General features: G+C 68.2%; 24 protein-coding genes. 6 read left to right on the plus strand and 18 right to left on the minus strand.

Annotated elements, in window-relative coordinates; translation table 11 throughout:
- From HWX07_RS22010 to HWX07_RS22030, 5 genes are all read left to right on the plus strand, one after another.
- Nucleotides 1-987 (plus strand): ABC transporter permease subunit, encoded by a 987-nt coding sequence (locus HWX07_RS22010; RefSeq protein WP_175877669.1) that lies wholly within the window; start codon nucleotides 1-3, stop codon nucleotides 985-987.
- Complete coding sequence (locus HWX07_RS22015) at nucleotides 984-1,823, plus strand: ABC transporter permease subunit (RefSeq protein WP_006477582.1); 840 nt, start codon at nucleotides 984-986, stop codon at nucleotides 1,821-1,823. The genes HWX07_RS22010 and HWX07_RS22015 overlap by 4 nt, the downstream gene beginning before the upstream one ends.
- A 116-nt stretch (nucleotides 1,824-1,939) precedes the next feature.
- Nucleotides 1,940-3,532, plus strand: a complete 1,593-nt coding sequence (locus HWX07_RS22020) for a DUF3138 family protein (RefSeq protein WP_175877670.1) — start codon at nucleotides 1,940-1,942, stop codon at nucleotides 3,530-3,532.
- Between the two features lie 99 nt (nucleotides 3,533-3,631).
- Entirely contained in the window at nucleotides 3,632-4,936 is a 1,305-nt protein-coding gene (locus HWX07_RS22025) for an FAD-dependent oxidoreductase (protein ID WP_175877671.1), read from the plus strand.
- A 25-nt stretch (nucleotides 4,937-4,961) separates the two neighbouring features.
- Nucleotides 4,962-6,263 carry an FAD-binding oxidoreductase gene (locus tag HWX07_RS22030; protein WP_175877672.1) on the plus strand — a complete coding sequence of 434 codons (1,302 nt, stop codon included), beginning with the start codon at nucleotides 4,962-4,964 and terminating at the stop codon, nucleotides 6,261-6,263.
- 126 nt (nucleotides 6,264-6,389) lie between these two features.
- Here the strand turns inward: HWX07_RS22030 and HWX07_RS22035 are convergent, their stop codons facing one another.
- The 9 genes from HWX07_RS22035 to HWX07_RS22075 form a co-directional block, all read right to left on the minus strand.
- On the minus strand, nucleotides 6,390-7,055 hold the full coding sequence (locus tag HWX07_RS22035; RefSeq protein ID WP_054928135.1) for a DUF799 domain-containing protein: 666 nt from the start codon (nucleotides 7,053-7,055) through the stop codon (nucleotides 6,390-6,392).
- 14 nt (nucleotides 7,056-7,069) lie between these two features.
- Complete coding sequence (locus tag HWX07_RS22040) at nucleotides 7,070-7,513, minus strand: DUF4810 domain-containing protein (protein WP_175877673.1); 444 nt, start codon at nucleotides 7,511-7,513, stop codon at nucleotides 7,070-7,072.
- Between the two features lie 94 nt (nucleotides 7,514-7,607).
- Nucleotides 7,608-8,279, minus strand: coding sequence for a CsgG/HfaB family protein (locus tag HWX07_RS22045; protein WP_204101142.1), 672 nt, complete (start codon nucleotides 8,277-8,279; stop codon nucleotides 7,608-7,610).
- 463 nt (nucleotides 8,280-8,742) lie between these two features.
- Nucleotides 8,743-10,098 carry a glutathione-disulfide reductase gene (gor, locus tag HWX07_RS22050; protein WP_175877674.1) on the minus strand — a complete coding sequence of 452 codons (1,356 nt, stop codon included), beginning with the start codon at nucleotides 10,096-10,098 and terminating at the stop codon, nucleotides 8,743-8,745.
- Between the two features lie 240 nt (nucleotides 10,099-10,338).
- Nucleotides 10,339-10,563 (minus strand): hypothetical protein, encoded by a 225-nt coding sequence (locus tag HWX07_RS22055; RefSeq protein ID WP_011546403.1) that lies wholly within the window; start codon nucleotides 10,561-10,563, stop codon nucleotides 10,339-10,341.
- 374 nt (nucleotides 10,564-10,937) lie between these two features.
- Nucleotides 10,938-12,059, minus strand: a complete 1,122-nt coding sequence (locus HWX07_RS22060) for a porin (protein WP_011546404.1) — start codon at nucleotides 12,057-12,059, stop codon at nucleotides 10,938-10,940.
- Nucleotides 12,060-12,435: 376 nt separating this feature from the next.
- Nucleotides 12,436-13,182 carry a YoaK family protein gene (locus HWX07_RS22065; protein WP_175877675.1) on the minus strand — a complete coding sequence of 249 codons (747 nt, stop codon included), beginning with the start codon at nucleotides 13,180-13,182 and terminating at the stop codon, nucleotides 12,436-12,438.
- A 58-nt stretch (nucleotides 13,183-13,240) separates the two neighbouring features.
- Nucleotides 13,241-13,768, minus strand: a complete 528-nt coding sequence (locus HWX07_RS22070) for a chromate transporter (protein WP_175877676.1) — start codon at nucleotides 13,766-13,768, stop codon at nucleotides 13,241-13,243.
- A complete protein-coding gene (locus HWX07_RS22075; protein ID WP_175877677.1) occupies nucleotides 13,765-14,445 on the minus strand; it encodes a chromate transporter in 681 nt (226 codons plus the stop codon). Before HWX07_RS22075 ends, HWX07_RS22070 begins: the two co-directional genes overlap by 4 nt.
- Nucleotides 14,446-14,541: 96 nt before the next feature.
- Here HWX07_RS22075 and HWX07_RS22080 point away from each other — a divergent pair, with 96 nt between their 5' ends.
- Nucleotides 14,542-15,426 (plus strand): transcriptional regulator GcvA, encoded by an 885-nt coding sequence (locus tag HWX07_RS22080; RefSeq protein WP_175877678.1) that lies wholly within the window; start codon nucleotides 14,542-14,544, stop codon nucleotides 15,424-15,426.
- Nucleotides 15,427-15,466: 40 nt separating this feature from the next.
- On the opposite strand, the gene HWX07_RS22085 is transcribed toward HWX07_RS22080, so the two are convergent.
- From HWX07_RS22085 to flgF, 9 genes are all read right to left on the minus strand, one after another.
- Complete coding sequence (locus HWX07_RS22085) at nucleotides 15,467-16,774, minus strand: solute carrier family 23 protein (RefSeq protein ID WP_006477569.1); 1,308 nt, start codon at nucleotides 16,772-16,774, stop codon at nucleotides 15,467-15,469.
- A 267-nt stretch (nucleotides 16,775-17,041) separates the two neighbouring features.
- Entirely contained in the window at nucleotides 17,042-18,277 is a 1,236-nt protein-coding gene (gene flgL / locus HWX07_RS22090) for a flagellar hook-associated protein FlgL (protein WP_175766907.1), read from the minus strand.
- A 14-nt stretch (nucleotides 18,278-18,291) separates the two neighbouring features.
- Nucleotides 18,292-20,223: a flagellar hook-associated protein FlgK gene (gene flgK / locus HWX07_RS22095; RefSeq protein WP_053524193.1), complete on the minus strand. Its 1,932-nt coding sequence runs from the start codon at nucleotides 20,221-20,223 to the stop codon at nucleotides 18,292-18,294.
- 192 nt (nucleotides 20,224-20,415) lie between these two features.
- The gene (locus tag HWX07_RS22100) at nucleotides 20,416-21,171 is read right to left on the minus strand and encodes a flagellar brake protein (protein ID WP_175877679.1); all 756 of its coding nucleotides are present in this window, start codon (nucleotides 21,169-21,171) and stop codon (nucleotides 20,416-20,418) included.
- A gap of 220 nt (nucleotides 21,172-21,391) precedes the next feature.
- Complete coding sequence (flgJ, locus tag HWX07_RS22105) at nucleotides 21,392-22,375, minus strand: flagellar assembly peptidoglycan hydrolase FlgJ (RefSeq protein ID WP_069233266.1); 984 nt, start codon at nucleotides 22,373-22,375, stop codon at nucleotides 21,392-21,394.
- Nucleotides 22,376-23,551, minus strand: coding sequence for a flagellar basal body P-ring protein FlgI (locus HWX07_RS22110; RefSeq protein ID WP_175877680.1), 1,176 nt, complete (start codon nucleotides 23,549-23,551; stop codon nucleotides 22,376-22,378). It lies immediately after the preceding gene.
- Between the two features lie 5 nt (nucleotides 23,552-23,556).
- Nucleotides 23,557-24,246, minus strand: a complete 690-nt coding sequence (gene flgH, locus HWX07_RS22115) for a flagellar basal body L-ring protein FlgH (protein WP_011546413.1) — start codon at nucleotides 24,244-24,246, stop codon at nucleotides 23,557-23,559.
- A gap of 21 nt (nucleotides 24,247-24,267) precedes the next feature.
- The gene (gene flgG / locus HWX07_RS22120; protein WP_006477564.1) at nucleotides 24,268-25,056 is read right to left on the minus strand and encodes a flagellar basal-body rod protein FlgG; all 789 of its coding nucleotides are present in this window, start codon (nucleotides 25,054-25,056) and stop codon (nucleotides 24,268-24,270) included.
- A gap of 34 nt (nucleotides 25,057-25,090) precedes the next feature.
- A complete protein-coding gene (flgF, locus tag HWX07_RS22125; RefSeq protein ID WP_175877681.1) occupies nucleotides 25,091-25,849 on the minus strand; it encodes a flagellar basal-body rod protein FlgF in 759 nt (252 codons plus the stop codon).
- Nucleotides 25,850-25,861 lie beyond the last annotated feature (12 nt).

The raw sequence follows: 25,861 nt of genomic DNA on the forward strand, positions 1-25,861 counted from the left end.
ATGAGAACCTCCGCTTCCACCCCTTCCGCGCCGGTGTCGACCGGCGCCGCGCGAACCGGCGCGGGTCATGCCCGCCGCGGCCGCTTCGCCGCGCTGTCGCGCTTCCTGCCGTCGGGCCGCGACGTCGCGATCGGCGTGCCGTTCCTGTGGCTGGCCGTGTTCTTCGCGCTGCCGTTCGTGCTGGTGCTGAAGATCAGCTTCGCCGACCAGGTGATGGGCATCCCGCCGTACACGTCGCTCGTCGAGATCAAGGACGGCGTCGTGCACTTCGCGCTGCAGATGTCGCACTACGCGTTCCTGCTGCAGGACGACCTGTACATCGCGACCTATCTCAGCTCGCTGAAGATGGCCGCCGTGTCGACGGTGCTGTGTTTGCTGATCGGCTATCCGATGGCGTACTACATCGCGCGCTCGGAGCCGAACCGCCGCAACGTGCTGATGATGGCCGTGATGCTGCCGTTCTGGACGTCGTTCCTGATCCGCGTGTACGCATGGATCGGCATCCTGAAGGACGACGGCCTGCTGAACCACACGCTGATCGCGCTCGGCATCATCCACACGCCGCTGCGGCTCTACCACAGCGATGCGGGCGTCTATATCGGCATGGTCTATTCGTACCTGCCGTTCATGGTGATGCCGCTCTATGCGCACCTCGTGAAGATGGACCTGACGCTGCTCGAAGCCGCGTACGACCTCGGCGCGAAACCGTGGGTCGCGTTCACGCGCATCACGCTGCCGCTGTCGAAGAACGGGATCATCGCCGGCAGCCTGCTGGTGTTCATCCCGGCGGTGGGCGAGTACGTGATTCCGGAGCTGCTCGGCGGCGCCGACACGCTGATGATCGGCCGCGTGATGTGGGATGAATTCTTCAACAACATGGACTGGCCGATGGCGTCCGCGGTGACGGTCGCGATGGTGCTGCTGTTGCTGGTGCCGATGGCGCTGTTCCAGTACTACCAGGTCAAGGAACTGGGAGACGCGAAATGATCAAGCCGAGCAAACCGCTGTCGACGGGCGTTCTCGCCTTCGGCTTCCTGTTCCTGTACATCCCGATCATCAGCCTCGTCGTGTACTCGTTCAACGAGTCGAAGCTGGTCACCGTGTGGTCCGGCTTCTCGCTGAAGTGGTACGCGGCGCTGCTGGACGACGACGAGCTGCTGACCGCCGCGTGGCTGTCGCTGAAGATCGGCCTGCTGACGGCCACCGCGTCGGTCGTGATCGGCACGTGGGCCGGCTTCGTGCTCGCGCGCTTCGGCCGCTTCAAGGGCTTCACGCTGTACACGGGGATGATCAACGCGCCGCTGGTGATTCCCGAGGTGATCCAGGGGATCTCGCTGCTGTTGCTGTTCGTCGCGCTCGAGCAGATGTTCGGCTGGCCGAAAGGGCGCGGGATGCTGACGATCTGGATCGGCCACGTGATGTTGTGCGTGTCGTACGTGGCGATCATCGTGCAGTCGCGCGTGAAGGAGATGAACAAGTCGCTCGAGGAAGCCGCGCTCGACCTCGGCGCGACGCCGCTGAAGGTGTTCTTCGTGGTGACGCTGCCGCTGATCTCGCAGGCGCTGCTGTCGGGGTGGCTGCTGTCGTTCACGCTGTCGATCGACGATCTGGTGCTGTCGGCGTTCCTGTCCGGTCCGGGCTCGACGACGCTGCCGCTGGTGGTGTTCTCGCGCGTGCGGCTGGGGCTGAACCCGGAGATGAATGCGCTGGCGACGCTGTTCATCACGGCCGTGACGATCGGCGTGATCGTCGTGAACCGGATGATGATCGCGCGCGAGCGTCGCCGGATGGCCGACTTGAAGGCCGCGTTCGCGGCGGCTTGACCGCTCGTCTCCCGCTTCGAGGATAACAAGCACTGCAGACAAGCAAGGCGCGCTGCCCCAGGGGGGGCGCGCGATTCGATCCCGATTTGACAGGCGCACGACTAGGAGAATCCGCAATGAAGAAGAAACTGATCTGCCTGCTGGTGGCCGGCGCGTTGCCGGGCATCGCGCTGGCCGGCTCGACATCCGCCGAAATCAAGGCGCTGCAGGCGCGGGTCGCGGCGCTGCAGAAACAGATGAAGGCGATGCAGGCGCAGCTCGCCGCGAAGCCGGGCGGCGCGGGTGTCGTCGCGACGTCCGGCGCGAGCGGCGGCATGGCCGGCGGCGGCAAGGCCGTCGCGGCGACCGCCGATCCGGGCTCGCCGGACTACGGCAAGGCGCAGGCCACGCTGACCAACGACGAGGTCAGCGAAATGAAGCAGCAGATCGCGAACCAGCAGCTGAAGGTCGATTCGCTGACCGACGCGGCCAACACGGGCCCGCTCGCCGGCCTGTCGGTCACCGGCTACATCGATCCGACCTACATCTACAACCGCGCGGCCGGCACGTCGTCGTTCCTGTTCGCGAACCACGAGAACGCGTACAACTACTTCAACAGCACGTTCGGCGATCTCTACCTCGACATCAAGAAGACCTTCGGCGTCGGCCCGATGGCGCCGTCGGCCGAGATCACGTTGATGCCGAACCGCGGCAACGGCATCACGCTGCTGCAGAACTCGCGCGGCTCGATCACCGACAACCTGCTGAACACGGCGGTGATCAACGTGCCGATCACTGCCGAGACGACGCTGGTCGCCGGCCTGATCCCGAGCTTCGGCGGCTACGAAGTGCAGCAGTCGAACCAGATGCTCACGCTCACGCACAACCTGCTGTACGATTTCTCCGATCCGGGCAGCTACGTCGGTATCGGCGCGAACTACACGAAGGGCGCATGGGCGTGGAAGTTCTTCCTCGGCAACGAGCAGTACCGCACCTACGGTTCGGTCACGCAGACGGGTACCAATGCGCTCGGCGACCCGATCACCACCAGCAACAAGGTGCCGACCTTCACCGCGCGCGCCGACTACACGTGGTCGAGCGCGCTCGATCTCGGCGGCTCGTTCAACATCGGGCGCCAGACGCTGGCGAGCGCGATCGACCCAACCACTGGTGCCGTCAGCTACGGCCCGGGCGGCGCGGCGCCGAGCGCGTACGGCTCGTTCTTCTTCGGCGAACTCGACGCGACCTACACGCTCGCCGACATTCAGTACAACGCCGAAGTCGACTACGGCCGGCAGCAGCATGCGGCGTTCAACGGCGGGCTCGCGCAGTGGTACGGGCTGTCGCTGCTCGCGCACCGCAAGTTCAACGCGCCGGTGGTCGGCCGCATGGGCGTGACGCTGCGCTACGACCTGCTCGCGAACTCGAAGAACGGCGGCGGCGGTGGCGGCATCGCGCTGAACGGCAACGGGATGGACCCGAGCAACGGCTTCGGCGTCGATGCGGACTGCCTGGCGCAGTCGAAGGCCGGCGGCGGCCTGGGCTTCGAGTGCAAGGGCGCGGTGCGCCAGGACGTCGCGCTCGACCTGCTGTTCTATCCGACCCAGCAGATCACCGTGAAGGTCGAATACCGGCACGACTGGGCGAACAACAAGGTGTTCCTGCGCAACGACGGGTCGTACGGCAAGTCCAACGACCTGCTCGCGACGCAGTTCATCTATTCGTTCTGATGCGGCACGCGCGGGGCGCCGTGCCGTGCGCACGGCGTCCCGCGCCGTTTTCAGGGGTGGCTGCGGGCGGGTTGCAGCCTTTTCGAGGGAGTCGTTTTGATGACGCAGTCTTTCACCCGCCGCGCCGATGCGCTCGCGCGCGACTCGTATTACGAAGCCACGGCCACGCGGCCCGCGGCCGACGATCCGATCCTCGAGGCGGCGATCGACGTCGACGTCTGCGTGATCGGCGCCGGCTTCGCGGGCCTGTCGACGGCGCTCGACTGCCGCGCGCGCGGGCTGTCGGTCGCCGTGATCGACGCGCAGCGGCCCGGCTGGGGCGCGTCGGGCCGCAACGGTGGCCAGGCGATCACCGGCTTCGCGAAAGACGACGTGATCGAGAAGCAGCTCGGCCCCGACGGCGCGCGCGCCGCGTGGTCGTTGTCGCTCGACGGCGTCGCGCTGATCGCCGAGCGCATCGCGCGCTACGGGATCGACTGCGACTTCACGCGCGGCTACCTGACGGTCGCGACGAAGCCGCGCCGCATCGACGACCTGCGTGCGTGGATGAACGCCGCGACGTCGCGCTGGGGCCATCCGTCGCTCGCGTGGCTCGATACCGGCGAGATCCACGCGCGCATCGCATCGACGCGCTATCTGGCCGGCGTGCACGATCCGCTGTCGGGCCATCTGCATCCGCTCAGGTACTGCCTCGGTCTCGCCGATGCCGCACGCCGCGAGGGCGTCGCGCTGTACGCACACACGCCGGCGCTCGACGTCGCGCGCGGCGCGCGGCCCGTGGTGCGCACACCGTCGGGCGAGGTGCGCTGCCGCTTCGTCGTGTCGTGCTGCAACGCGGGCCCCGGCGGCGTGCTGCCGGCCGCGACCGCCGCGCGCATCGCGCCCGTCGCGTCGTACATCATCGCGACCGAGCCGCTCGGCCGCGCGCGCGCCGACGCCTTGATCGCCCGACGCGAAGCCGTGTGCGACAACAACTTCTTCCTCGACTACTTCCGGCTGTCGGCCGACCACCGGATGCTGTTCGGCGGCCGCGCGAATTCGGCCGGCGCGTCGCCCGCCGCGCTCGCCGAAACGATCCGGCAGCGCATGGTCGGCGTGTTCCCGCAGCTCGGCGACGTGCGCGTCGACCACGCATGGGGCGGCTTCGTCGACGTCACGCGCAACCGCGCGCCGGATTTCGGCGCGATCGATCCGAACTTCTTCTACGTCCAGGGCTTCAGCGGCCACGGTGTCGCGCTCACCGGCATCGCCGGACGCGCGGTCGCCGGCGCGATCGCGGGCGACACGCGCACGTTCGACCTGTTCGCCCGCCTGCGTCACCGGCGCTTTCCCGGCGGCGATGCGTGGCGGCAACCCGCGCTCGAACTCGGGATGCTGTACCACCGCGTGCGCGAGCTGTTCTGAGCCCTTTCACTCCGCTTTCCTGATCATGCAGACATTCGCCAACCAGCCGCACGTCGCGTCGTACTACGCGGCGACCGCCAACGACACGACCCGCCACGCGCCGCTCGCCGGCACGACCGACGCCGACGTGTGCGTGATCGGCGCGGGCCTCACCGGCCTGTCCGCCGCGCTCAACCTCGCCGAGCGCGGCCATTCGGTGACCGTGCTCGAAGCGTCGCGGGTCGGATGGGCGGCGAGCGGCCGCAACGGCGGCCAGTTGATCGGCGGCTTCGCGTGCGACATCGACACGTTCGCGCAATTCATGCCCGAAGGCGACGTGAAGCGCATCTGGGACATGGGGCTCGAAACGCTGTCGCTCGTGAAATCTCGCATCGCGCAGCACGACATCGACTGCGCGCTGGTGCCCGGCTACCTGACCGCGGCCAACACCGAGCGCGACGCCGATGCGCTGAAACGCTGGCGCGACGAAGCCGCGAAGCGCTTCGGTTACGACCGCTTCCACTTCGTCGAAGCCGACGAACTCGGCGACTACGTGCAGTCGGCCCGCTATTGCGGCGGCCTGTACGACCCCGACAGCGGACACCTTCATCCGCTCAATTACACGCTCGGCCTCGCGCGGGCGGCGACCGACGCGGGTGTGCGCATTCACGAGGACAGCTGCGTGACGCGCGTGCGCGACGTGGCGGGCGGCCACGTCGTCGAGACGAGCGGCGGCAACGTGCGCGCGCGCTTCGTCGTGCTCGCCTGCAACACCTACGTCGGCACGCTCGCGCCCGCATTGTCGAAGAAGATCATGCCGGTCGGCACCTACGTGATCGCGACCGAGCCGCTCGGCGAAGCGCGCGCCGCCGCGCTGATGCCCGCCCGCGCGGCGATCTGCGACAGCCGCTTCGTGCTCGACTATTTCCGGCCGGCGCCCGACACGCGGCTCGTGTGGGGCGGCAAGGTCAGCTATTCGACGCGCGAGCCGCGTGATCTCGCCGCGGCGATGCGCGCCGACATGCTGAAGACGTTCCCGCAACTCGCGGACGTGAAGATCGACTATGCGTGGGGCGGCTTCGTCGACATCACGATGAACCGCGCGCCGCATTTCGGCCGCATCACGCCGACCACGTACTTCGCGCAGGGGTTCTCGGGGCACGGCGTGAACACGACCGCGCTCGCGGGCAAGCTGATCGCCGAGGCGATCGACGGGCAGGCGAGCCGCTTCGACCTGTTCGACCAGATCCGGCATCGCGACTTCCCGGGCGGCGAGGCGCTGCGCACGCCGGCGCTGGTGCTCGCGATGAGCTGGTATCGGCTGCTCGACGCGTTCGGCGTGCATTGAGCCCGTCGCCCGCCGCGATGCCGATGCACGAGAAAAAACGGCCGCGCTCGCGCGCAGCCGTTCGATCGGAACGCGGCTCGCCGACGCAACGGACACCAGCCGGTGCCCGTGCGCCGCATGCGCCGGTCAGTCCGTGCCGTACTTCGGCGAATGCGGCCCGTACAGCAAGCCGGCCGGCGGCCCGGCCGACAGCAGGCGGCCGCTCGTGAACGCGGCGACGTCGTGGCTCTGGTCCATCAACGTATTCGCGATCTGCTTGACCGCGGCCACCACCAGCATGCCGATCAGGCCGCCGCCGCCGTTGTTGCCGCCTTCGTCGCTGCTCGCGCTCGCGTGGCCTTGCCACAGCACGTCGCCGGTGCGCAGATCGACGAGCTTCGCCGATGCCGACACGACCGTCGCGCTCGCGAGAATCCGGTAGACGGTGCCGTACTGCGACACCTTCGAATACAGCGCGGCGTCCGCGCCGAAAATCTCGCGCAGCTTCGCGGGCGGCGTTTCCTGGATCTCGGCCGCATTGGTCAGGCCGTTCTGCTTGAAGGTCTCGTCCATCACGGCAACCGGCACGACGTAATAGCCCGACTCGGCGAGCGGCAGCGTCATCTGCGACAGCAGCCCGTAGGTCGCGCCGACGTCGGAGGTTTCGTTGACGGGCGGCAGCACGAGGATCGAGCGCGGCTGGCTCTTCTTGAACGCCGCGTAATCGGGCCGTTTCACCGGCTGCGCGCAGGCGCTCAGCAGCGCGACGAGCGACAGCACGGACAGCAGCTTGAATGAGAGGGTCTTGAACATGGCTGGCGCGTCGCTCACTGTTTGGCGGTGGTCGGATCGGCGTTCTTCTGGCCGGCGACCGTCTGGTCGACAGCCTTCTGGCCGGCTGCCTTCGGATCAGCCGCCTTCTGCGCGCCGCCTTTCTTTTTCAGCAGGAAATCCATGTAGGCCGCGGACTCCGGAAACAGCTGTTTCTCGGCCTGCAATTCCTGTTCGGCCTGCTGCTCGCTGCCGATGCTCGCGTACAGCATGCCGAGATGCGCATGGAAGCCCGGCGGCGGCGTATGCCCCTTGGCGCGAATGTCCTGCAGCGCTTTTTCGAGCGCGTCGATCTGCTCCTGCGGCGACTTCTGCCCCTTGAAGTATTCGTACACCTGCGGCTGATAGCCGGTCCACTGATAGAGCGGCGGCGGCGAGCTCGCGCAGCCGGCGAGCAGCAAGGCGGCGGCCGTCGCCGGCAGCCAGTTACCCCGTTTCATGGTCTTTTCTCTTTTGATGTCGTGGTGAATCGTGCGAGCGCGGCGCCGGCCCCGGCGCCCGCTGCGGCAGGTTGCGACGCTTACTGCGCGACGCTTACTGCGCGACCTTCAATGCGCCGGCGTCCACCTGCTCGGCCAGATGGTTCACGGCTTCCTGGATCGCGAGGTCCAGCACCTTGCCGTTGAGCGTCGAGTCGTAGCCGGCCGTACCGCCGAAGCCGATCACCTCGCGGTTCGACAGGCTGAACTCGCCCGCGCCCTGGCTCGATGCGACGACTTCCGACGTCGTCGTGTCGACGATGTTCAGGTTGACCTTCGCGTATGCGACCTGCGTCTTGCCGCGACCGAGAATGCCGAACAGTTGATGATCGCCGACGTCCTTGCGGCCGAACTCGGTCACGTCGCCGGTCACCACGTAGTTCGCGCCCTTCACGGCCTGCGCCTTCTTCATGAAGCCCGCTTCCTGCTTGATCTCTTCGAGGTTCTCGCGATCGAGCACGTTGAAGCGGCGGCTCTGCTGCAGGCGCGTGACGAGAATCGTCTTCGCCTGTCCGCCGAGGCGGTCGATGCCGTCGGAGAAGATGCCGCGCATGTAGCTCGAGCGGTTGTCGAACTTGCCGACGGCGATCGCGACGGGCTTGCCCGCGTACGGCTTCTGCGCGCTGCTGACGGCCGGCACGTCGAGCGTGCGCGACGATTCGGTCGCGCAGCCGGACAGCGCCGCGACGACCGCTGCCGCCACGAGGACGGTGCGTCGTGTCTGAATGTTCACTGCTGGTCTCCTTGCGTGGAAAGAATGCCCTGCACGGGCACGCCGGCTCGCGAACGATCCGGCGGTCGAAACGGCTACGGCGCGAACGGACACGCGCGCATCGGTGCGATGCGCACGCATGCGGTCAGCGCCGGGCCGGCGATAGCGGTATGTGAAGGATGGGTGTCCGCAACGGATGGGTCGCGGCACGAAGCGGATGGGCAATGCAATACGCGACAGGCTCGCGTGCGCCGGTTACCCCATTGTTCTGCTTGCTGCGCTGTTGATCGCGCATGATCGGCCCCGTATATGATTTTTCGCGATCATACCAAGTCCGGTTATCGAGGCGGGGTTTCTTGAAAAGAATTGACGAATTTCGGACGGGCATGAGACACGCCGTCGATTCGGCGCGCTCCGACATTCCGACCGCACGCGCGCATGCATCGGTGCAAACGCGCGTGCGGTTTCCCGGTTCCCGCTAGTCGCCCACCTTCTGCCGCATCGTCACGAATTCCTCGGCCGCGGTCGGATGAATGCCGATCGTGTCGTCGAACTGCGCCTTCGTCGCGCCCGCGCGAATCGCGATCGCGATGCCCTGGATGATCTCGCCCGCCTCGCGGCCGACCATGTGCGCGCCGACCACGCGCTGGCTGTCGCGCGCGACGACGAGCTTCATCAGCGTGCGCTCGTCGCGGCCCGACAGCGTGTGACGCAGCGCCTTGAACGACGTGCGGTAGATGTCGACGTCGCCAAGCGTACGACGCGCATCGGCCTCGGTCAGGCCGACCGTCGCGACTTCCGGCTGGCTGAACACGGCCGACGGCACGTATGCGTGATCGACCGCGACGCGCGAGCCGCCGAACAGCGTGCGCGCGAGCAAGCCGGCGTCGCGCGTCGCGACCGGCGTGAGCTGCGGCCGCGACGTGACGTCGCCGATCGCATGGATCGACGGCACCGACGTCGCCGAATACGCATCGACGGCAATCGCGCCGCGCGCATCGAGCAGGATGCCCGCCTGCTCGAGCCCGATCCCGTCGACGTTCGGCACGCGGCCGGTCGCATAGAGCACCTGGTCGTACGGCCCGTGCCGCGCGTCGCCGACATGCACGAACAGCGTGCCGTCGCTCGCGCGCTCGATCGATTCGATCACCGCGCGCGGATGAATCGTGACGCCCTGCTTCGTCATCTCGTCGGTCAGGAACTCACGCACGTCGTCGTCGAAGCCGCGCAGGATCTTTTCGCCGCGATAGAACAGGTCGACGAGGCTGCCGAAGCCGTTGAAGATACCCGCGAACTCGACCGCGATATAGCCGCCGCCGACCACCGCGATGCGTTTGGGCAGCGCCGCGAGCGACAGCGCCTCGCGCGACGTGATCGCATGCTCGATGCCGGGCCGCGGCGGCAGCGACGGCCGCGAGCCGGTCGCGATCGCGATGTGGCGCGCGCGGATCGTGCGCTCGCCGATCGCGACGGTATGCGCATCGACGAGCGTCGCGCGGCCGGCGTGCATGTCGACGCCCGATTGCCGCAGCAGGCTGATGTAGATGTCGCTGAGCCGGTTGATCTCGCGATCCTTCGCGACGATCAGCGCGGGCCAGTCGAGCGTGCCGGCGCCGAAGGTCCAGCCGAAGCCCTTCGCGTCGTCGACTTCGTGCGGGTAGTGCGAGGCGTAGACGAGCAGCTTCTTCGGGATGCAGCCGCGCAGCACGCAGGTGCCGCCGATCTGCTCCTCTTCCGCTATGCCGACGCGTGCGCCGTATGACGCGGACATGCGCGCGAGCCGCACGCCGCCCGAGCCGGCGCCGATGACGAACAGGTCGTAGTCGAAATCCATCGCATTCCCTCATCGCAGTTCGGATGGAGGGACGATAGCAAGATTCGGGGATTCGTGCGGCGCGTGGTGCGTGCCGCGCGCCCAATAAAAAACGGCGAGAGACGAGGCCTCTCGCCGGTCAAACCGGCTGGCGGTTGTGCCATGCGTCACCGATCGACCGCATGCCCGACCTGCCGATTGCGCGGCGCCGGCCGGCCCGGCGCGCGAAAGGCGCGCCCGCGGCCCGACCGGCCGCCATGCTCATGCCTGCGACGTGTCGCTGCCGTCCGTCGCCTGCGTATCGTCCGCCTGCTGCGGCTGCTCGTCCTTCTTCTCGAGCATGCCTTCGATCGCCTCGGCGCCCTTGAAACCGGCGACGGCCGCGGCCGCCTTGGTCAGGAGGCCCGCATCCGGATCCAGCTTCTCCGCGCCTTCGACGGCGGCGACCGCGCCGGCGATCTCACCCACGACATTCAGGATACCCATCGTCATCCCCTTTCAAGAAAATCGTGAGCGCATCGTCCCACGAAAGAAACCGGCGGACCGTGTTTGTCATCGCCGGATACACAAGTTACGCACCAGGCCGGCCGCGCTCACGGAGCGCCACCGGAACGACGCACGCGCACGCCGGACGGCATGCAACGCGCGATGCACGCAGCGTAGCGGAAAGCCTGCACGCGGACTGTAAAAGTATGTTGTGGATTGCCGACGGATCGCTTACGGCGCGGGACTTCCGCAATGGAGCGTTCGCCGAATAGTCGGGCGTGCGTATGAAGCTCGCACGACGAAAAAAAAGAGGCCCCTCGCGGAGCCTCTTCGATGCGTGCCGGACGAAGCCGGCGCGTGCGTTCCGACGTTCGTCAGAAGATATTGCGCAGGCCGATCGCGATGCCCGTCTGGTTGCTGCGGCCCGGCAACTCGACGTTCGCCGCGCCGTTCGTCTTGTTGAAGTCGACGGTGCCGTAGATTTCGGTGCGCTTGCTCAGCGCGTACTCGGCGATGCCGACGATCGCGTAGCGGTTGCCGCTCGCGAGCGTGCCGTTCGTGGTCATCGCATTGCGCATGTGGTCGTAGTAGAACGCGCCCGTCAGCGTCAGCGGCGCGCTGACCTGCCAGCTCACGCCCGCGAACGGACCGTCGTCGATGCGGCCCGTGCCCTTCGCGACCGGAATCGACTGCTGCGCGAGCAGGCTGTCGACGAAGCCCGTGTCGTCCTTCGAGCGCAGGTAGCCCGCGTAGATCTTCGCCTTGCTGAACGCGTACACGACGTTCGCGTGGTAGATCGTCTGCTTGCGCGCCGAGTTGTCGCTGTTCTGCTGCGCACCGGCCGCGATGCTGAGCGGGCCCATCACGTACGACAGCGACACGCCCCACGCATTGCCCTTGCCGAGCGAGCCCGGAATCTGGCCCGAGAAGCCGCCGGCGCCGGTCGATTCGTAGTTGGTGCCGGTCGAGTACATCGCCTTCGCCGTCAGGCCCTCGAACTTGCCCGTGTACTTGATCTGGTTGTCCGCATACAGGCCGCCGCCGAGTGCGACCGGCAGCCACGCGTTTTCGAGGTAGTTGCCGACCGTCAGAGGATCGTAGGTGTCCGACAGCAGGTCGAACAGCGGCGTCTTCTGGCGGCCGAGGGTCACCGTGCCGTACGGGCTCTGCAGGCCGACGTACGCCGCGCGGTTGAACAGGCGGCCGCTGTCGGCGAACGCGCCGTTCTGCAGGTTCACGCCGCTCTCGAGGTTGAACACGGCCTTCAGGCCGCCGCCGAGGTCTTCCGTGCCGTAGATGCCGAAGCGGCTGTTCGTGATCGCGCCGTTGGTCATCGACAGCAGGCCGTCGTTCTTGGCGTTGGCGTTGGTCAGGTAACGAATGCTGGCGTCGGCGACGCCCCACAGCGTGACCGAGCTTTGTGCTGCTGCGTACTGGCTGGCGAAGGCCAGCGCCGCGCCCCCTGCGATGACTGCGAGTCGGGTGGTCTGCTTCATGAGCTTTCCCTTTTGTAGGTGTCTCCATTCATGGCCGGCCGCGTGCGCAGCCGGGTGGCGATCGCGCACGTTCATGGCGTGCGCGATGTGGGCTGAATCATAAGACCAGTGCCAACGCTGAAAGAAATTGAAATACGCGGCAATCGCGCGATTGTCGTCCGGGAACAACGTTTCCCGCGCCGGGGCGGTCTCGCGCGAGGGCGGGAGGGTGCGCGACGGCGCCGGCAGGCACGTGCGGCGCTGTAAGGTTCGGCGATGGTGCGGTGCGATCGCGCGGGGCGCGGGGCGCGGGGCGCGGGGCGCGGGGCGCGGGGCGCGGTGAAATGGTCGTTGCGATCGGTGCGGTCGGCTTGCGGCTTGCCGCTTACCCGCCCCCTCAGGTCCTCTGCGCCGCCCCGTCGCTGCTGTCGCCCGCGTCGCCGTTACCGCCCGTGTCGCCCGCACCGCCGTTCCCCGCGCGACGCCACGCCCGCCGCACGATCTCCGCGAACGCGCCGACGAGCAGCAACACGGCGCCCCACAGCGCGATGTCCGGCACGAGCCGCGTCACGAGGCCGCCGACCACCGCGCCGGCCAGGAAACAGAAGCTGATCGTCGCGAGCAGCGCCGAGTCGTGCAGCGCGCCCGCGTCGTAGCGCGGAATCAGCCCGACGAACAGCTTCTGCGCGGCGCGCCGCAAGTTGCCGGTCGTCATCACCGACGTGTACGACAGTTCCTCGAGATGGGTGAACGACAGCGTCTGCAGCGTCGCGACGAACGAGATGCCCGGAATCAGCCATGCGCTCGACGCGCCGACGAGGCCGCTCGCGGCGACGCCGAGAAACGCGATTTCGACGATCAGGCTCACGAACGCCGTATGCCGCATCCAGCCGCGCCCCGCGACGAGACCGAGCAGGTGCGCGACGAACACCGCGAGCACGAAGCCGCCGAGCGGCGGCACGTGATGCAGCGCGGCGGCCCATTCGCCGGCCGACAGGTTGATGCCGAGCAGCGCGACGTTGCCGGTCATCGTGTTCGCGAACACGTGGCCGTGGCCGACGTACGTGTACGCGTCGAGATAGCCGCCGGACAGCGTCAGCAAGGCGGCGACAGTGAGATTGCGGCTGGCGCCGTCGAGATCCATCCATCCTCCCGTGAAAAGTCGCGACAGTATCGCGCACGGGAGGGCGGTTGTGCGCCGCTCACTGCCCGATGCCCGTGAGCCCGATCAGCGCGCCGCCCGCGAGCAGCCACAGCGGATGGATGCGCGTGCGCCACGCCAGCACCGCGCACGCGGCCGTGATGCCCCACTGGATCGCGGTGCGGTTCGACGCCTCTGAAATCAGCACCGCGCTTGCCGCGACGAGCCCGGCCGTCACCGGCATCATCCCCTGCTGCACATAGCGGCGCCACGGCCGGTCGCGAAAGCGCTCCCACGCATGCAGCGCGAGCACGGTGACGATCGACGACGGCCCGAACTTCGCGAGCGACGCGACAAGCAGCCCGGCCCAGCCGGCCACGTGCCAGCCGACCAGCGACACGATCATCATGTTCGGCCCGGGCGCCGCCTGGGCCAGCGCGAACAGCGCGGTGAACTCGTGCGCGCTCATCCAGTGATGCACGTCGACGACCTGCCGCTGCATCTCCGGCAGGATCGTGTTGCCGCCGCCGAACGCGAGCAGCGACAACTGACTGAAGATCGTCGCGATGTCGATCAGCGTATCGCTCATGGCCGGCCCTCCTGTTGCGAGCGGGGCGCGTCGGGCGCGCCCCGCGTGCCGGGCGCGGCATCCGGCGCCGGCCGCGGCGTGCCCGCATCGCGGCGGCGCGACGCGAGCCAGATGCTGACGGGCGTCAGCACGAGCATCGTGGTCAACAGCGGCATGCGCAGCACCGCGATCGCGACGAACGCGAGCGCCGCGATCGCCGCCGCCGTGCGCGGTGCTCGAAGCAGCGGCTTCGCGACCTTCACGGCCATCGCGACGAGCAGGCCGGCCGCCGCCGCCGCGAGCCCCGCGAACAGGTGCTGCACGCGCGGATCGTTCTGCGTCTTCGCGTACAGCACGCCGAGCGCGACGACGACGAGCGTCGGGCCGGCGATCAGCCCGAGAATGCCGGCGAACGCACCGGCGACGCCGCGAAAGCGCATGCCGACGGCAACCGACAGATTGATCACGTTGCCGCCCGGCAGGAACTGGCACAGGCCGAGCAGATCGGTGAATTCGTCGGCGGAGAGCCACTTGCGCTCGTCGACGATCGTGCGCCGCGCGAACGGCAACGCACCGCCGAACGACATCAGGCCGAGCGACAGGAAACCGGTGAACAGCTCGGCGAGGCCGACGCTGCGAGGAGACGCGCCAGGCGGCGGGGAGGCGGGCGGCGAGTCAGGCTGAAAAGCGGATTGCATGGGGCTCCTCATCAAACGGTGAAGCGAGGTTACCGCCGTTCAGGATTCCGGCAAAACGATTTTATCGGCGCGCCCTTGTGATCTAGAATCACAAGCATGGCACGCGATCTCCCACCCTTTTCCGCGCTTCGGGCCTTTGAAGCTGCGGCACGACATGAAAGCTTCAGCGCCGCCGGCGATGAGCTGCATGTGACTCACGGTGCCATCAGCCGGCAGATCGCCGGGTTCGAGGCGTGGCTCGGCAAGCCGGTGTTTCACCGCTACGGCAAGCGCGTGAAGCTCACCGACGAAGGGCGCCGCTACCTGGACACCGTGCGCGCGGCCTTCGACAGCATCGCGCTCGCGACCGAGCAATTGCGCAACACCGGCGCGGCGCGCGTGCTGCGCATCAACGCGCTGCCGACCTTCGCGATGAAATGGCTGCTGCCGCGCCTGTCGCGGTTCCAGCGCGACGTGCCGAACGTCGAGCTGAAGCTGTCGACGTCGAACGCGCCGCTCGACACGCTGAATGGCTTCGACGTCGCGATCCGCCGCGGCGCCGGCCACTGGCCGAACTGCACGAGCGGCCACTTCCTCGACGAAAGCGTGATTCCGGTGTGCAGCCCGGCGCTGCTCAAGCGCGCGCCGATCGCCCGCGCGGACGATCTCGCGCGGCACGTGCTGCTGCATTCGGATACGCGGCCGGAAGGCTGGCGCGACTGGTTCGCGGCGGCCGGCGTCGCGATGAAGGGGCGCAAGCGACAGTCGTTCGACCACTTCTACCTGGCGCTGCAGGCGGCCGTCGACGGGCTGGGCGTCGCGCTCGGCCCGCTGCCGCTGATCGACGACGAGCTCGCGAGCGGGCGCCTGGTGATGCCGCTCGACGGGCCGCGCATCGCGACGCGCAGCTACTGGTGGATCGCGCCGGGCGCGCCGGCCGACGATCCGCTCGTCGCGCAGTTCTGTGCGTGGTTGCAGGGGCAGTCGAATACGGGCGCATGAAGGTGCGCCCGCGGGCGGCATTGCACCGCCCGCGCCCGAATCAAACCACCGGCCCCGGTTCCTTTTCCTTGCGCAGGATCGCGTACAGGATGATCGCGCCGAACGTCGCGGTGCCGATCCCGCCGAGCCCGAAGCCGCCGATCTTCAGCGAGAAGTCGCCGGCGCCGAGCACGAGCGTGACGGCCGCGACGATCAGGTTGCGGTTGTCGGAAAAGTCGACCTTGTTGACGACCCAGATCCGCGCGCCCGTCACCGCGATCAGCCCGAACACCACGATCGACACGCCGCCGAGCACCGGGCCCGGAATCGTCTGGATCACCGCGCCGAACTTCGGCGAGAAGCCCAGCCCGATCGCGATCAGCGCGGCGATCGCGAACACCAGCGTCGAATAGATCCGCGTGACGGCCATCACGCCGATGTTCTCCGCGTAGGTGGTCACGCCCGTGCCGCCGACGCTGCCCGACACGATCGTCGCGAGCCCGTCGCCGATGAACGCCCGGCCGACGTAGCGGTCGAGGTTGCTGCCCGTCATCGCGCTGACGGCCTTGATGTGGCCGAGGTTCTCCGCAACGAGGATCACCGCGATCGGCGCGAGCATCAGCATCGCATGCGGATCGAACACCGGCGCGCGGAAGCTCGGCACGCCGAACCACGCGGCATGCGCGACGATCGCGAAATCGATCGGCTTGCCGAGGCCCATCCCGTTGGTCGTGATCGCGTAGATCACGTACGCGATCACGAGCCCGACGAGGATCAAGAGGCGCTGCATCATCCCGCGCGCGAACACCGCGACGCCGCCGACGCACAGCACCGTGACGAGCGCCATCACCGATTCGAAGGTCGAGCCCGACACGCCCTTGACCGCGATCGGCGCGAGGTTCAGCCCGATCACCGCGACCACCGCGCCGGTCACGACGGGCGGCATCAGCGTCTCGATCCAGCGCGTGCCGATCGCCTGCACCAGCGCGCCGAGCGCGACGTACACGACGCCGCACGCGACGATCCCGCCGAGCGCGACCGGAATGTTCGGGTTCGGGCCGCTGCCGCCGTAGCCCGTCACCGCGATCACGAGGCCGATGAACGCGAAGCTCGAGCCGAGATAGCTCGGCACGCGGCCGCCGACCAGCACGAAGAACAGCAGCGTGCCGATGCCCGACATGAAGATGCACAGGTTCGGGTCGAAGCCCATCAGCAGCGGCGCGAGCACGGTCGAACCGAACATCGCGACGACGTGCTGCACGCCCATCGCGACCATCTGCGGCCACGCGAGACGCTCGTCGGGGCCGACCACGCGCGAGGCCGCGCCGGTCGGCTGGACCCGCCAGCGCGGGAAATAGGAATCGGACATGGGGAAAGCGCTCCTGTCGGTCGTCGGTCGCCGGCTGCGAAGGATGCGCCGGTCTGGAATCTGGCGCGAGTTTACGGAGCGGAATGGGGGCTGGCAAGCGAGCCGGTATGCGCGGCCGGCCAAACGAGGACGCGGCAGCCCGCATGAGAGAACCGGTGCGCGAGCGCGCGGCCCGGTGAAGCGCCCGTCCGCGCACGATGCACGGGCGGCGGCGGGCGCCGACAGCGAAGTAAGCGCGCGCTCACCTCGCCGCCGGCGCGTCGTGCATCACGGATTGATGTACTGGAACAGCGACAGGTTCTGCAATTGCGCGTAGGCCTTCTGCGACCCCGTCAGCGCGTTCTGCATCTGCAGGAACTGGCTGATCGTCGCGACCATGTTGGTGCTCGTCAGGTCGGCCAGGTCGCTGCTGACCTGCAGCGTGTTGGTCTGATTCACGGCCTGCATCGCCTTGATTTCCTGCTCGCGGCCGCCGACCGACGCCTGCACCGTGAGGACGTTCGTCATCATGTTGTTCAGCTTGGTCGTGCCGGTGGTCATCGCGTTCGCGAGCGCGGTCGCGGCGCTCGTGTTGCTGCTGATGGGCACCTTCAGCGCGGCGATCATCGTGTCGAGCGCCGCGAACACGTCGGTGCCGGCCTGCGGCGCGGGCGTGACCGTGAACGTGTCGCCCGGGGCCGGCTTGCCCGACACGGGCACCGACAGGCCGTTGCCGAGCGCGATCCCTGCGCCGTCCGAATACGGTTGCGCGGTCGTCGTGGTCGGCGGCACGACGGTGTTGTCGGTCACCGTATAGGTCGGCGCGGCGGCCGTGCCGCCGAACGCGATCGTGAACTGGTGCGCGTTGGACGCGGCCGACGGGCTCGTGATCGTCACGCCGCCGATCGTGCCCGTGCCGGTGTTGGCCGCGCCGGCGAGCGGCACCGGCTGGCTGCCGAGCATCGGCACCGACAGGAACACGTTCGCGCCGTTGTCGCCCTGCGCGATCGAGCGCGTGTCGGCGATCTGCACCTGGCGCGAGCCGGTGTCGCCGCTGTAGGTCACGCCGCCGCCCGGCGCGTTCGAGAACGGCGCGGTGGCCGACTGGAAGCCCGCGAACAGGTAATTGCCCGAGCCGTCGGTCGAATTCGCGAGCGTCATCAGCTGGTCGCGATAACCCTGCAACTGCGTCGACAGTGCCGAACGATCGCTGTCCGACAACGAGCCGTCGCCGGCCTGGATCACGACCGTGTGAATGCTGTTGAGCAGGTTGTTGACGCTGATGAGCGTCTGGTCTTCCTTCTGCAGCGACGACAGCGCGGCGTTCTGGTTCGACGCGTACTGCGACAGCGTCGCCGACGTCATCGACAGCTGCACGGCCTGCGCCGCGCCGAGCGGGTTGTCGGCCGGCGTCGCGAGGCTCACGCCGCTCGAGATCTGCTGGTACAGCTGCGAGAGCTGCGCCTGCTGGTCGCTCATCTGGGCGACGTTCATCTGGTAGAACTGCGCAGTGGAAATCCGCATCGCTTACCCCGAAATCAGTTGAACAGGCCGAGCACGGTCTGGAACAGCGTCGACGCGGTCTGGATCACCTTCGCGTTCGCCTGGTAAAGCTGCTGGTACTGCATCAGGTTGGCCGCTTCCTCGTTCTGGTTCACGCCCGACACCGACTGCTGCGCCTGCGTGATCTGGCCGACCAGCGCGGTCTGCGCGGCGCTCGACGACTTCAGCTGGCTCGCCGTGTTGCCGATGCCGTTCACGTAGTTCGCGTACGCGCCCGTCAGCGTCGCCGAACCGTTGCCGAATGACTTCGAGTTGACGAGCTTCGACAGCGCGAGCGCGTTGCTGCCGTCGTTCGTGCCGCCCGTGTTCGGCGCGACCTTGAACGTGTCGCCCACCGCCGGCGTGCCCGACACCGTCACCGTGACGCCCGCCGTCAGCGTGATCGGCGAGCCGGACTGGTACGGCTGCGCGGCGCTGGTCGTCGGCGGCACGACCGTGTTGTCGGTGACCGTGTAGGTCGGCGCGGCCGTGGTGCCGCCCATCGTGATCGTGTAGTTGTGCGCGTTGGCCGCGGCCGTCGCGCTCGTGACCGACAGCCCGCCGATCGTGCCGTTGCCGGTGTTGGTCGTCGTGGCCGACGGCACGTACGGCGCGGCCGCCGCGATCGCGGAGCCGTTCGACGTCGCGAGGCCAAAGCCGTTCAGCGCGCCGCGCGTCGGCTGCACGGTGAACTTGTCGCCGGCGCTCATCGAGCCGGACGAGAACGAGAAGTTCAGCCCGCCGATCGAGGCCGGCATCGACGTCGACGTACCGACCACCGTGCCGGTCGCACGGTCGGTCAGCGTGTAGTTCGTGCCGTCGTACGCGAGCGTGTAGTCGCTGGTGGTCGGCTGCGCGGCGTTCGCGAACGACACGGAAAGCGCCGCGTTGCCGGTATTGCCCTGGTTCGCGTAGGTGATCGGCGCGCCGGTCGAAAACAGGTTTCCGCCGACCTTGCCCGACAGGTCGATGCCGAGCGCGTTCTGCGCATTGACCTGCGCGGCGAAGCTGGTCGCGATCGCGCCGAGCTGCGCTTCGGCCGGGTCGAGCGTCTGGCTGCGGAACGCGAGCAGGCCGCCCAGCGTGCCGCCCGACAGCGACGCGTCGGACAGGAACTGGTTCGGCCCCTGCGGGTTCGCGCCCGCGATGCCCTGCGACACGACGGTCAGCTCGCTCGGATCGGACGGCGACGTGACGGTCGCGAGCTGGTAGCTCTTGTCCGCGACGACGAGCGGCGTGCCGCCCGACATGAACACGCTGTAGCCGTCGCTGTTGCGCACCACCTGCACGCCCGCGAGATTCGACAGGTTCGACACCGCGAGGTCGCGCTGGTCCATCAGCTGGTTCGGCGGCTGGCCCTGGCTGCTCGCCGACGCGATCTGCTGGTTCAGTTGCGCGATCTGCGCGGTGTACGCGTTGATCTGCGTGACGGTGCTGGTGAGCTGCGTGTTCACGCTCTGGCGCAGTGCGTCGTACTGCTGGCCGGCCGCCGTGATCTGGTTCGCGAGCGTCTGCGCATTGCTCATCGCGGTCTGCCGCACCGACGAGTCGGACGCGCTGTTCGCGACGTTCTGCATCCCGGTGAAGTAGCTCGTGATCGCGGTCGAGATGCCGGCCGTCGGGCTGCCGATGTAGTTGTTCAGCTGCGTGACGAGCGAGTACCACGTCGACAGCGCGCCGCCCTGCGTCTGCGCGCCGTTCAACTGGTCGCTCAGGTACTGGCTGTACTGCCGCTGCACGGTGACGGTGTTCACGCCCTGGGGCATGTAGCCGCTGCTGGTGTACTGCCCGCTTGCCTCGGCATAGACGGGGCGTTCGACCGAATAGCCGGGCGTCGCCGCGTTGCTGATGTTCTGGCCGGTCGTCGTGAGGCCCCAGAGCGCGGCATTCAGGCCGCTGACACCGAGGTTCATGAGTGAGTTGGACATGCGCGATCCTGATGAGCCGGCCGCGCTGCGGCCGCCGGGTTGCGTGACTCCCGGTATAACGGCCGCGGATCGAAAAAATTGAGGAAAAAATGCACGCGCGACGCACGGGCGTGCGTCGCCGTTCGAAGCGGCCGGCGAAAGGTGCCGGCGGCGCTGCGCGGGCGGCCCGGACGGGCCGGCGCCGCGTACGCGTCAGGCCCGCGCGAGCGAGCGGCGCTTCATTTCGAGCTGGGTGATCAGCCGCTGCAGCGTGTTCTCCGCGCTGCCCGGCAGCGACATGTAACGGAAGCCGAGCTGGTAGCGGCGCGACCCGTTCGGCATCTGCGTCGAACGCTGCGACACCAGTTGCAGGTCGAGCGACAGCTTGCCGTGGCCGGTCAGCTCGAGCTCGACGTCCGGCAGCAGCGTGCCGACCTCGAGCGCCTCGACGCGCTCGTCGGCCGTGCGCAGCCCCACGCCGCCGAGCGACAGGTTGTGCACCTCGAACAGGAAGCCTTCGCCGTCCGGCAGCTTTCCGCGGCACAGGAACGGATCGACGATCGGCGCATCCACGCGGAAATATTCGCGGCGCTGGATGCACACCAGCACGTCCGGGAAATCGGCGACGAACGCGGGCAGCCCCTCGTAGCGCGTCTCGCGCGGCGTGCCCGTGGTGAATTCGACGCGCACGCCCTCCGGCGAAGCCGCGAACGTGCAGCGCGACGCGCCGAGGATGCCGGCGTTCTGCTCGGACAGCGCGCCCCAGTCGAACGTGAACGTCCGCGCGCCGACGTCGACCTCGAGCAGACGCGTGACGAGCTGGCCGCCCGGGTACTGCACGGTCAGGAAATCGCCGCGATTCACCAGGTTGCGCAGCTGCACGCCGATTTCCAGCGGATTGCGGCGGGCATAGTCGGGCCCGGAGTGGCCTGCATCCAGGCTGGGGTCCGTCGACGTTTCGATATTCATGGCTAGCCGGTCTTTCTTGTCATGGGCGCCCGGGGCAACCGGTGCGCAATAAAACCGGGCCAGAACGGGGGCCCGGTCGCAGGTCTCTCACACTTAGCGGCAGTGCTGACCGAAAGTTTAGATCGAAACGGCGATTTATTTCGCGCAAACGTTGAAACCGCGCGCGGCAAGGTGCCGGGCGCGGTCCGAAGGGGGGACGAACCGACGACGGGCGGGCCCGTCAGCCGATCTGCTGCATGATCGAGATCAGCTTCTTCGCGTAATTCGGGTCGGTTGCGTAACCGGCCTTCTGCATGCCGTGCGCGAAGCCCTCGACGCTGCGGCTCGCGCTCAGCACGCCCGCGTAGCGCGGGTTGTTCTTCAGCAGGTTCGCGTAATCGGTCATCGCGTGCTCGTACGAGTCGTACGCGCGGAACTTCGCGACCACGCGGCGCGGCGTGCCGTTCACGTATTCGGTGGTCAGCGCCGACACGGTGCGGCCGGTCCAGCTCTTGTTCGCCTTGATGCCGAACACGTTGTAGCTGGTCGAGCCGTCCGCCGCGCGGATCTCGCGCTTGCCCCAGCCCGATTCGAGCGCGGCCTGGCCGACGATGAAACGCGCCGGGATGCCGGTCGTCGCGCTGGCCGCCTGCGCGGGGGCCGCGAGCCGGTCGACGAATGCGTCCGCGTCCTGCACGCCGCTCGCGCCCTTGACCGGCGGCGTCAGCGCGCTGCCGGCCGAATAGCCGCGCGCACCGGCGAGCCCGCCGTTGTTCGCCGCGTTCGCATAGGCCTTCGCCATCGCGTTCATCGCGGCGAGGCTGCCTTCGTTGCCGGCCGTGCCAAGGCCGCCGGCGCCCATGCCGCCCGCGCCCACATCCGCTGCCGTATCGCTGCCCGCACCGGCGCCCGCATTGCGCAGCAACTGCTTCATCAGCGCGTCGGCGACGCCGATCCCGCGCGTCGACATCTGCTGCGCGAGCTGCTGGTCGAGCATCGACGTGTACATCTTCGACGTATGCGAATCGAACAGCCCGCCGTCGGGCGACGCATCGCGCATGCTCTTGAGCATCATCTGCGTGAACATCGCGTCGAACTGGCCGGCCACCGCCTTCGCGCCGGCCTGCGGCGACTGCTTCGCCTGCGCGCGCAGCGCGTCGAAACCCTGCACGTCGAGCGCGAAGCGCTGCGTGAGGTCGTTTGCGTTGGGGAGCGTGGCTGCCATTTAGATCACCTCCAGGTCGGCGCGCAGCGCGCCGGCCGCCTTCATCGCCTGCAGGATCGACATCAGGTCCGCGGGCGTCGCGCCGAGCGTGTTCAGCGCCTTCACGACGTCGGCGAGATTCGCGCCGGCCGTCACCATCTTCAGCGCGCCGTTGTCCTGCTTCAACTGGATCTGCGACTGCTGCGCGACCACCGTCTGCCCGTTCGAGAACGGCCCCGGCTGCGACACCACCGGCTGCGTGTTGACGACGACCGACAGGTTGCCGTGCGCGACCGCGCAGCTCTGCAGCGTGACCATCTGGTTCATCACGATCGAGCCGGTGCGCGCGTTCAGGATCACCTTCGCCGCGGCCTTGTCCGGGCTCACGTCGAGGTTCTGCAGCCGCGCCATGAACGCGACCTGCTGCGCCGAATCGGCCGGCGCGGCGAGCTGGATCGTGCGGCCGTCGAGCGCCGTCGCGGTGCCCGGGCCGAAGCTCGAATTGACCGCGGATACGATCCGCTGCGCGGTGCCGTAGTCCATGTCGTTCAGTTGCAGTTGCAGCACGCCGTTCATCTGTGCGATCGCGTTCGGCACCGCGCGCTCGACGATCGCGCCGCCGACGATCCGGCCGGCCGCGAGCTGGTTCACCTGCACGCGGCTGCCGTTCGCGCTGGCGCCGGCACCGCCGACCGCCATGTTGCCCTGCGCGAGCGCGTACACCTGCCCGTCCGCGCCCTTCAGCGGCGTGAGCAGCAGCGTGCCGCCGCGCAGGCTCTTCGCGTTGCCGAGCGACGACACGGTCACGTCGAGCGCCTCGCCGGGCCGCGCGAACGGCGGCAGCGTGGCCGTCACCATCACGGCCGCGACGTTCTTCAGCTGCATGTTGTTCAGCGACGACGGGCCGCCGTTGGCCGAACCGTTGTTGATCGAGATGCCGAGGTTCGCGAGCATGTTCGCGAGCGTCTGCGTCGTGAACGGCGTCTGCATCGTCTGGTCGCCCGTGCCGTCGAGGCCGACGACGAGGCCATAGCCGATCAGCGGGTTGTCGCGCACGCCCTGGATCTGCGCGAGATCCTTCAGGCGTTCGGCGTGCGCGGGCGCGGCGCCGAGCACGCAGGCGGCCAGCATGAAGGCGGCAAACCGCGCGGCGGCGAGCGCACGCGTTGACAGGCGGTGAAAAAGAGGCAGCTGCATCGTCATCACCACGGCGCGATATTGAGGAAGAAGCGCTGCAGCCAGCCCATCGTCTCGGCTTCGTTGATGTAGCCCTTCGACGAGTATTCGATCTTCGCGTCGGCGACCTGCGTCGAGTAGACCGAGTTCGCGCCCGAGATCGTGTTCGGGTTGACGACTCCCGAGAAACGCACGAATTCGTTGCCCTGGTTGATCAGCATCTGCTTCTCGCCGCTGACCACGAGGTTGCCGTTCGGCAGCACGTTGGTGACGGTCACCGTGATCGTGCCGTTGAACGTGTTCGCCGCGCTCGCGCCGCCGGTGGCCGCGAACTTGTTCGCGCCGGTCGCCGACAGGTTCGCCTTCGCGAACAGCCCGCCGAGGAAGCCGGCCGTCGGCACGTTGAAGTCGGTGTTGCCCTGCCGGTTCGTGTTCGCGCCGGACGACTTGGTCGCGTTGATGTTCTCCGCGATCATGATCGTCAGGATGTCGCCGATGTTGCGCGGGCGCTGATCCTCGAACAGCGGCCGCCCCGCGTAGCCCGGGTTGTAGATCGAGCCGGGCGCCTGCATCGACATCGGCATCGGCGGCTGCGCCGTCATCGGCTGCTGGATGATCGGATCGCGCGGGATCTGCGCGCAACCGGCGAGCGCCGCCACCGCGACCGCGCAGGCGGCGCGGACGGTGGCTGACGAGGGGAGGCGAACCTGCTTCATGGCTGCGACGGGACGTTCCGGTTAGCTCTTCATCTGCGTGACGGTCTGCAGCATCTGGTCGGACGTCGTCACGGCCTTGCTGTTGATCTCGTAGGCACGCTGCGTCTGGATCATGTTGACGAGTTCCTGCACGACGTTCACGTTCGACGCCTCGACGTAGCCCTGGTTGAGCACGCCCGCGCCGTTCAGCCCCGGCTGCGACACGTTCGGCGCGCCCGACGACGTCGTTTCCGCGAACAGGTTCTCGCCCTTCGCCTCGAGGCCGGTCGGGTTGATGAAGGTCGCGATCTGCAGCGAGCCGATCTGGACCGCGTTGCTCGAACCCGGCTGCGTGACCGACACGACGCCGTCCTTGCCGATCGTCAGCGACTGCGCGTTCTGCGGCACCGTGATCGCCGGCAGCACCTGGTAGCCGCTCGACGTGACGAGCTGGCCCTGCGCGTTGGTCTGGAACGAGCCGTCGCGGGTGTACGCGTTGGTGCCGTCCGGCATCAGCACCTGGAAGAAGCCCGCGCCGTTGATCGCGACGTCCTTCGAGTTGCCGGTCTGCGTGAGGCCGCCCTGCGTGTACAGGCGCTCGGTCGCGACCTGCTGCACGCCGGTGCCGAGCTGCAGGCCCGACGGCAGCTCGGTCTGCTGCGTCGAGTTCGCGCCGGGCTGGCGGATGGTCTGGTACAGCAGATCCTCGAACACCGCGCGCGACGCCTTGAAGCCGTTCGTGCTGGTGTTCGCGAGGTTGTTCGAAATCACGTCCATCTGCGCCTGCTGCGCATTCATGCCGGTGGCGGCGATGTAGAGCGAACGATTCACTTGTCAGGTCTCCTGCGTGGGCTGGCGCGGGCGCTCAGCTGAAGTTGAGCAGCTGGTTCGCCGTCTGCTCGTTCTGGTCGGCCGTCTGGATCAGCTTCGACTGCAGCTGGAACGCCCGTGCGTTGTCGATCATCGCGACCATCGCGGTCACCGGGTTCACGTTGCTGCCTTCGAGCGAATTCGGCGTGACGACCACGTTCGGGTCGACGTCGGCCGGATTGCCGTCGGCGGTGCGGAACAACCCGTCGTTGCCGCGCGTGAGCGTGGCCGGATCGGGATTGACGAGCTTCATCTGGTCGACGATCGCGACCGCGGTCGGCGGGTCGCCCGGCATCAGCGCGGACACCGTGCCGTCCTTGCCGATCGTCACTTCCGCGTTGGGCGGCACCGAGATCGGGCCGCCGTTGCCGATCACCGGCAGGTTGCTCGCGTTGACGAGCTGGCCGTTCTCGTCGACGTGCAGGTTGCCGGCGCGCGTGTACGCCTCGCTGCCGTCGGCCGTCTGCACCGACAGCCAGCCCGGGCCCTGCACGGCGACGTCGAGCGGATTGCCGGTGCGCGTGATCGGGCCCGGCGCGTAATCGGCGCCGGGCGTCGACGCGAGCACGTAGGTGCGCGTCGTCGTCGGGTCGATGTTGCTGCCGTCGCCGAAATTCATCGGCACCGCGCGATACGTCGCGAGCTGCGCGCGAAAGCCGGTCGTCGACGCATTCGCGAGGTTGTTCGCGACGATCGCCTGCTGGTCGAGCGACTGCGACGCGCCCGTCATCGCCGTATAGATCAGTCGGTCCATGGCTGCCGGTTA

The sequence above is a fragment of the Burkholderia sp. BCC0097 genome, from assembly GCF_902832985.1.
Taxonomy (GTDB): Bacteria; Pseudomonadota; Gammaproteobacteria; order Burkholderiales; family Burkholderiaceae; genus Burkholderia; species Burkholderia orbicola.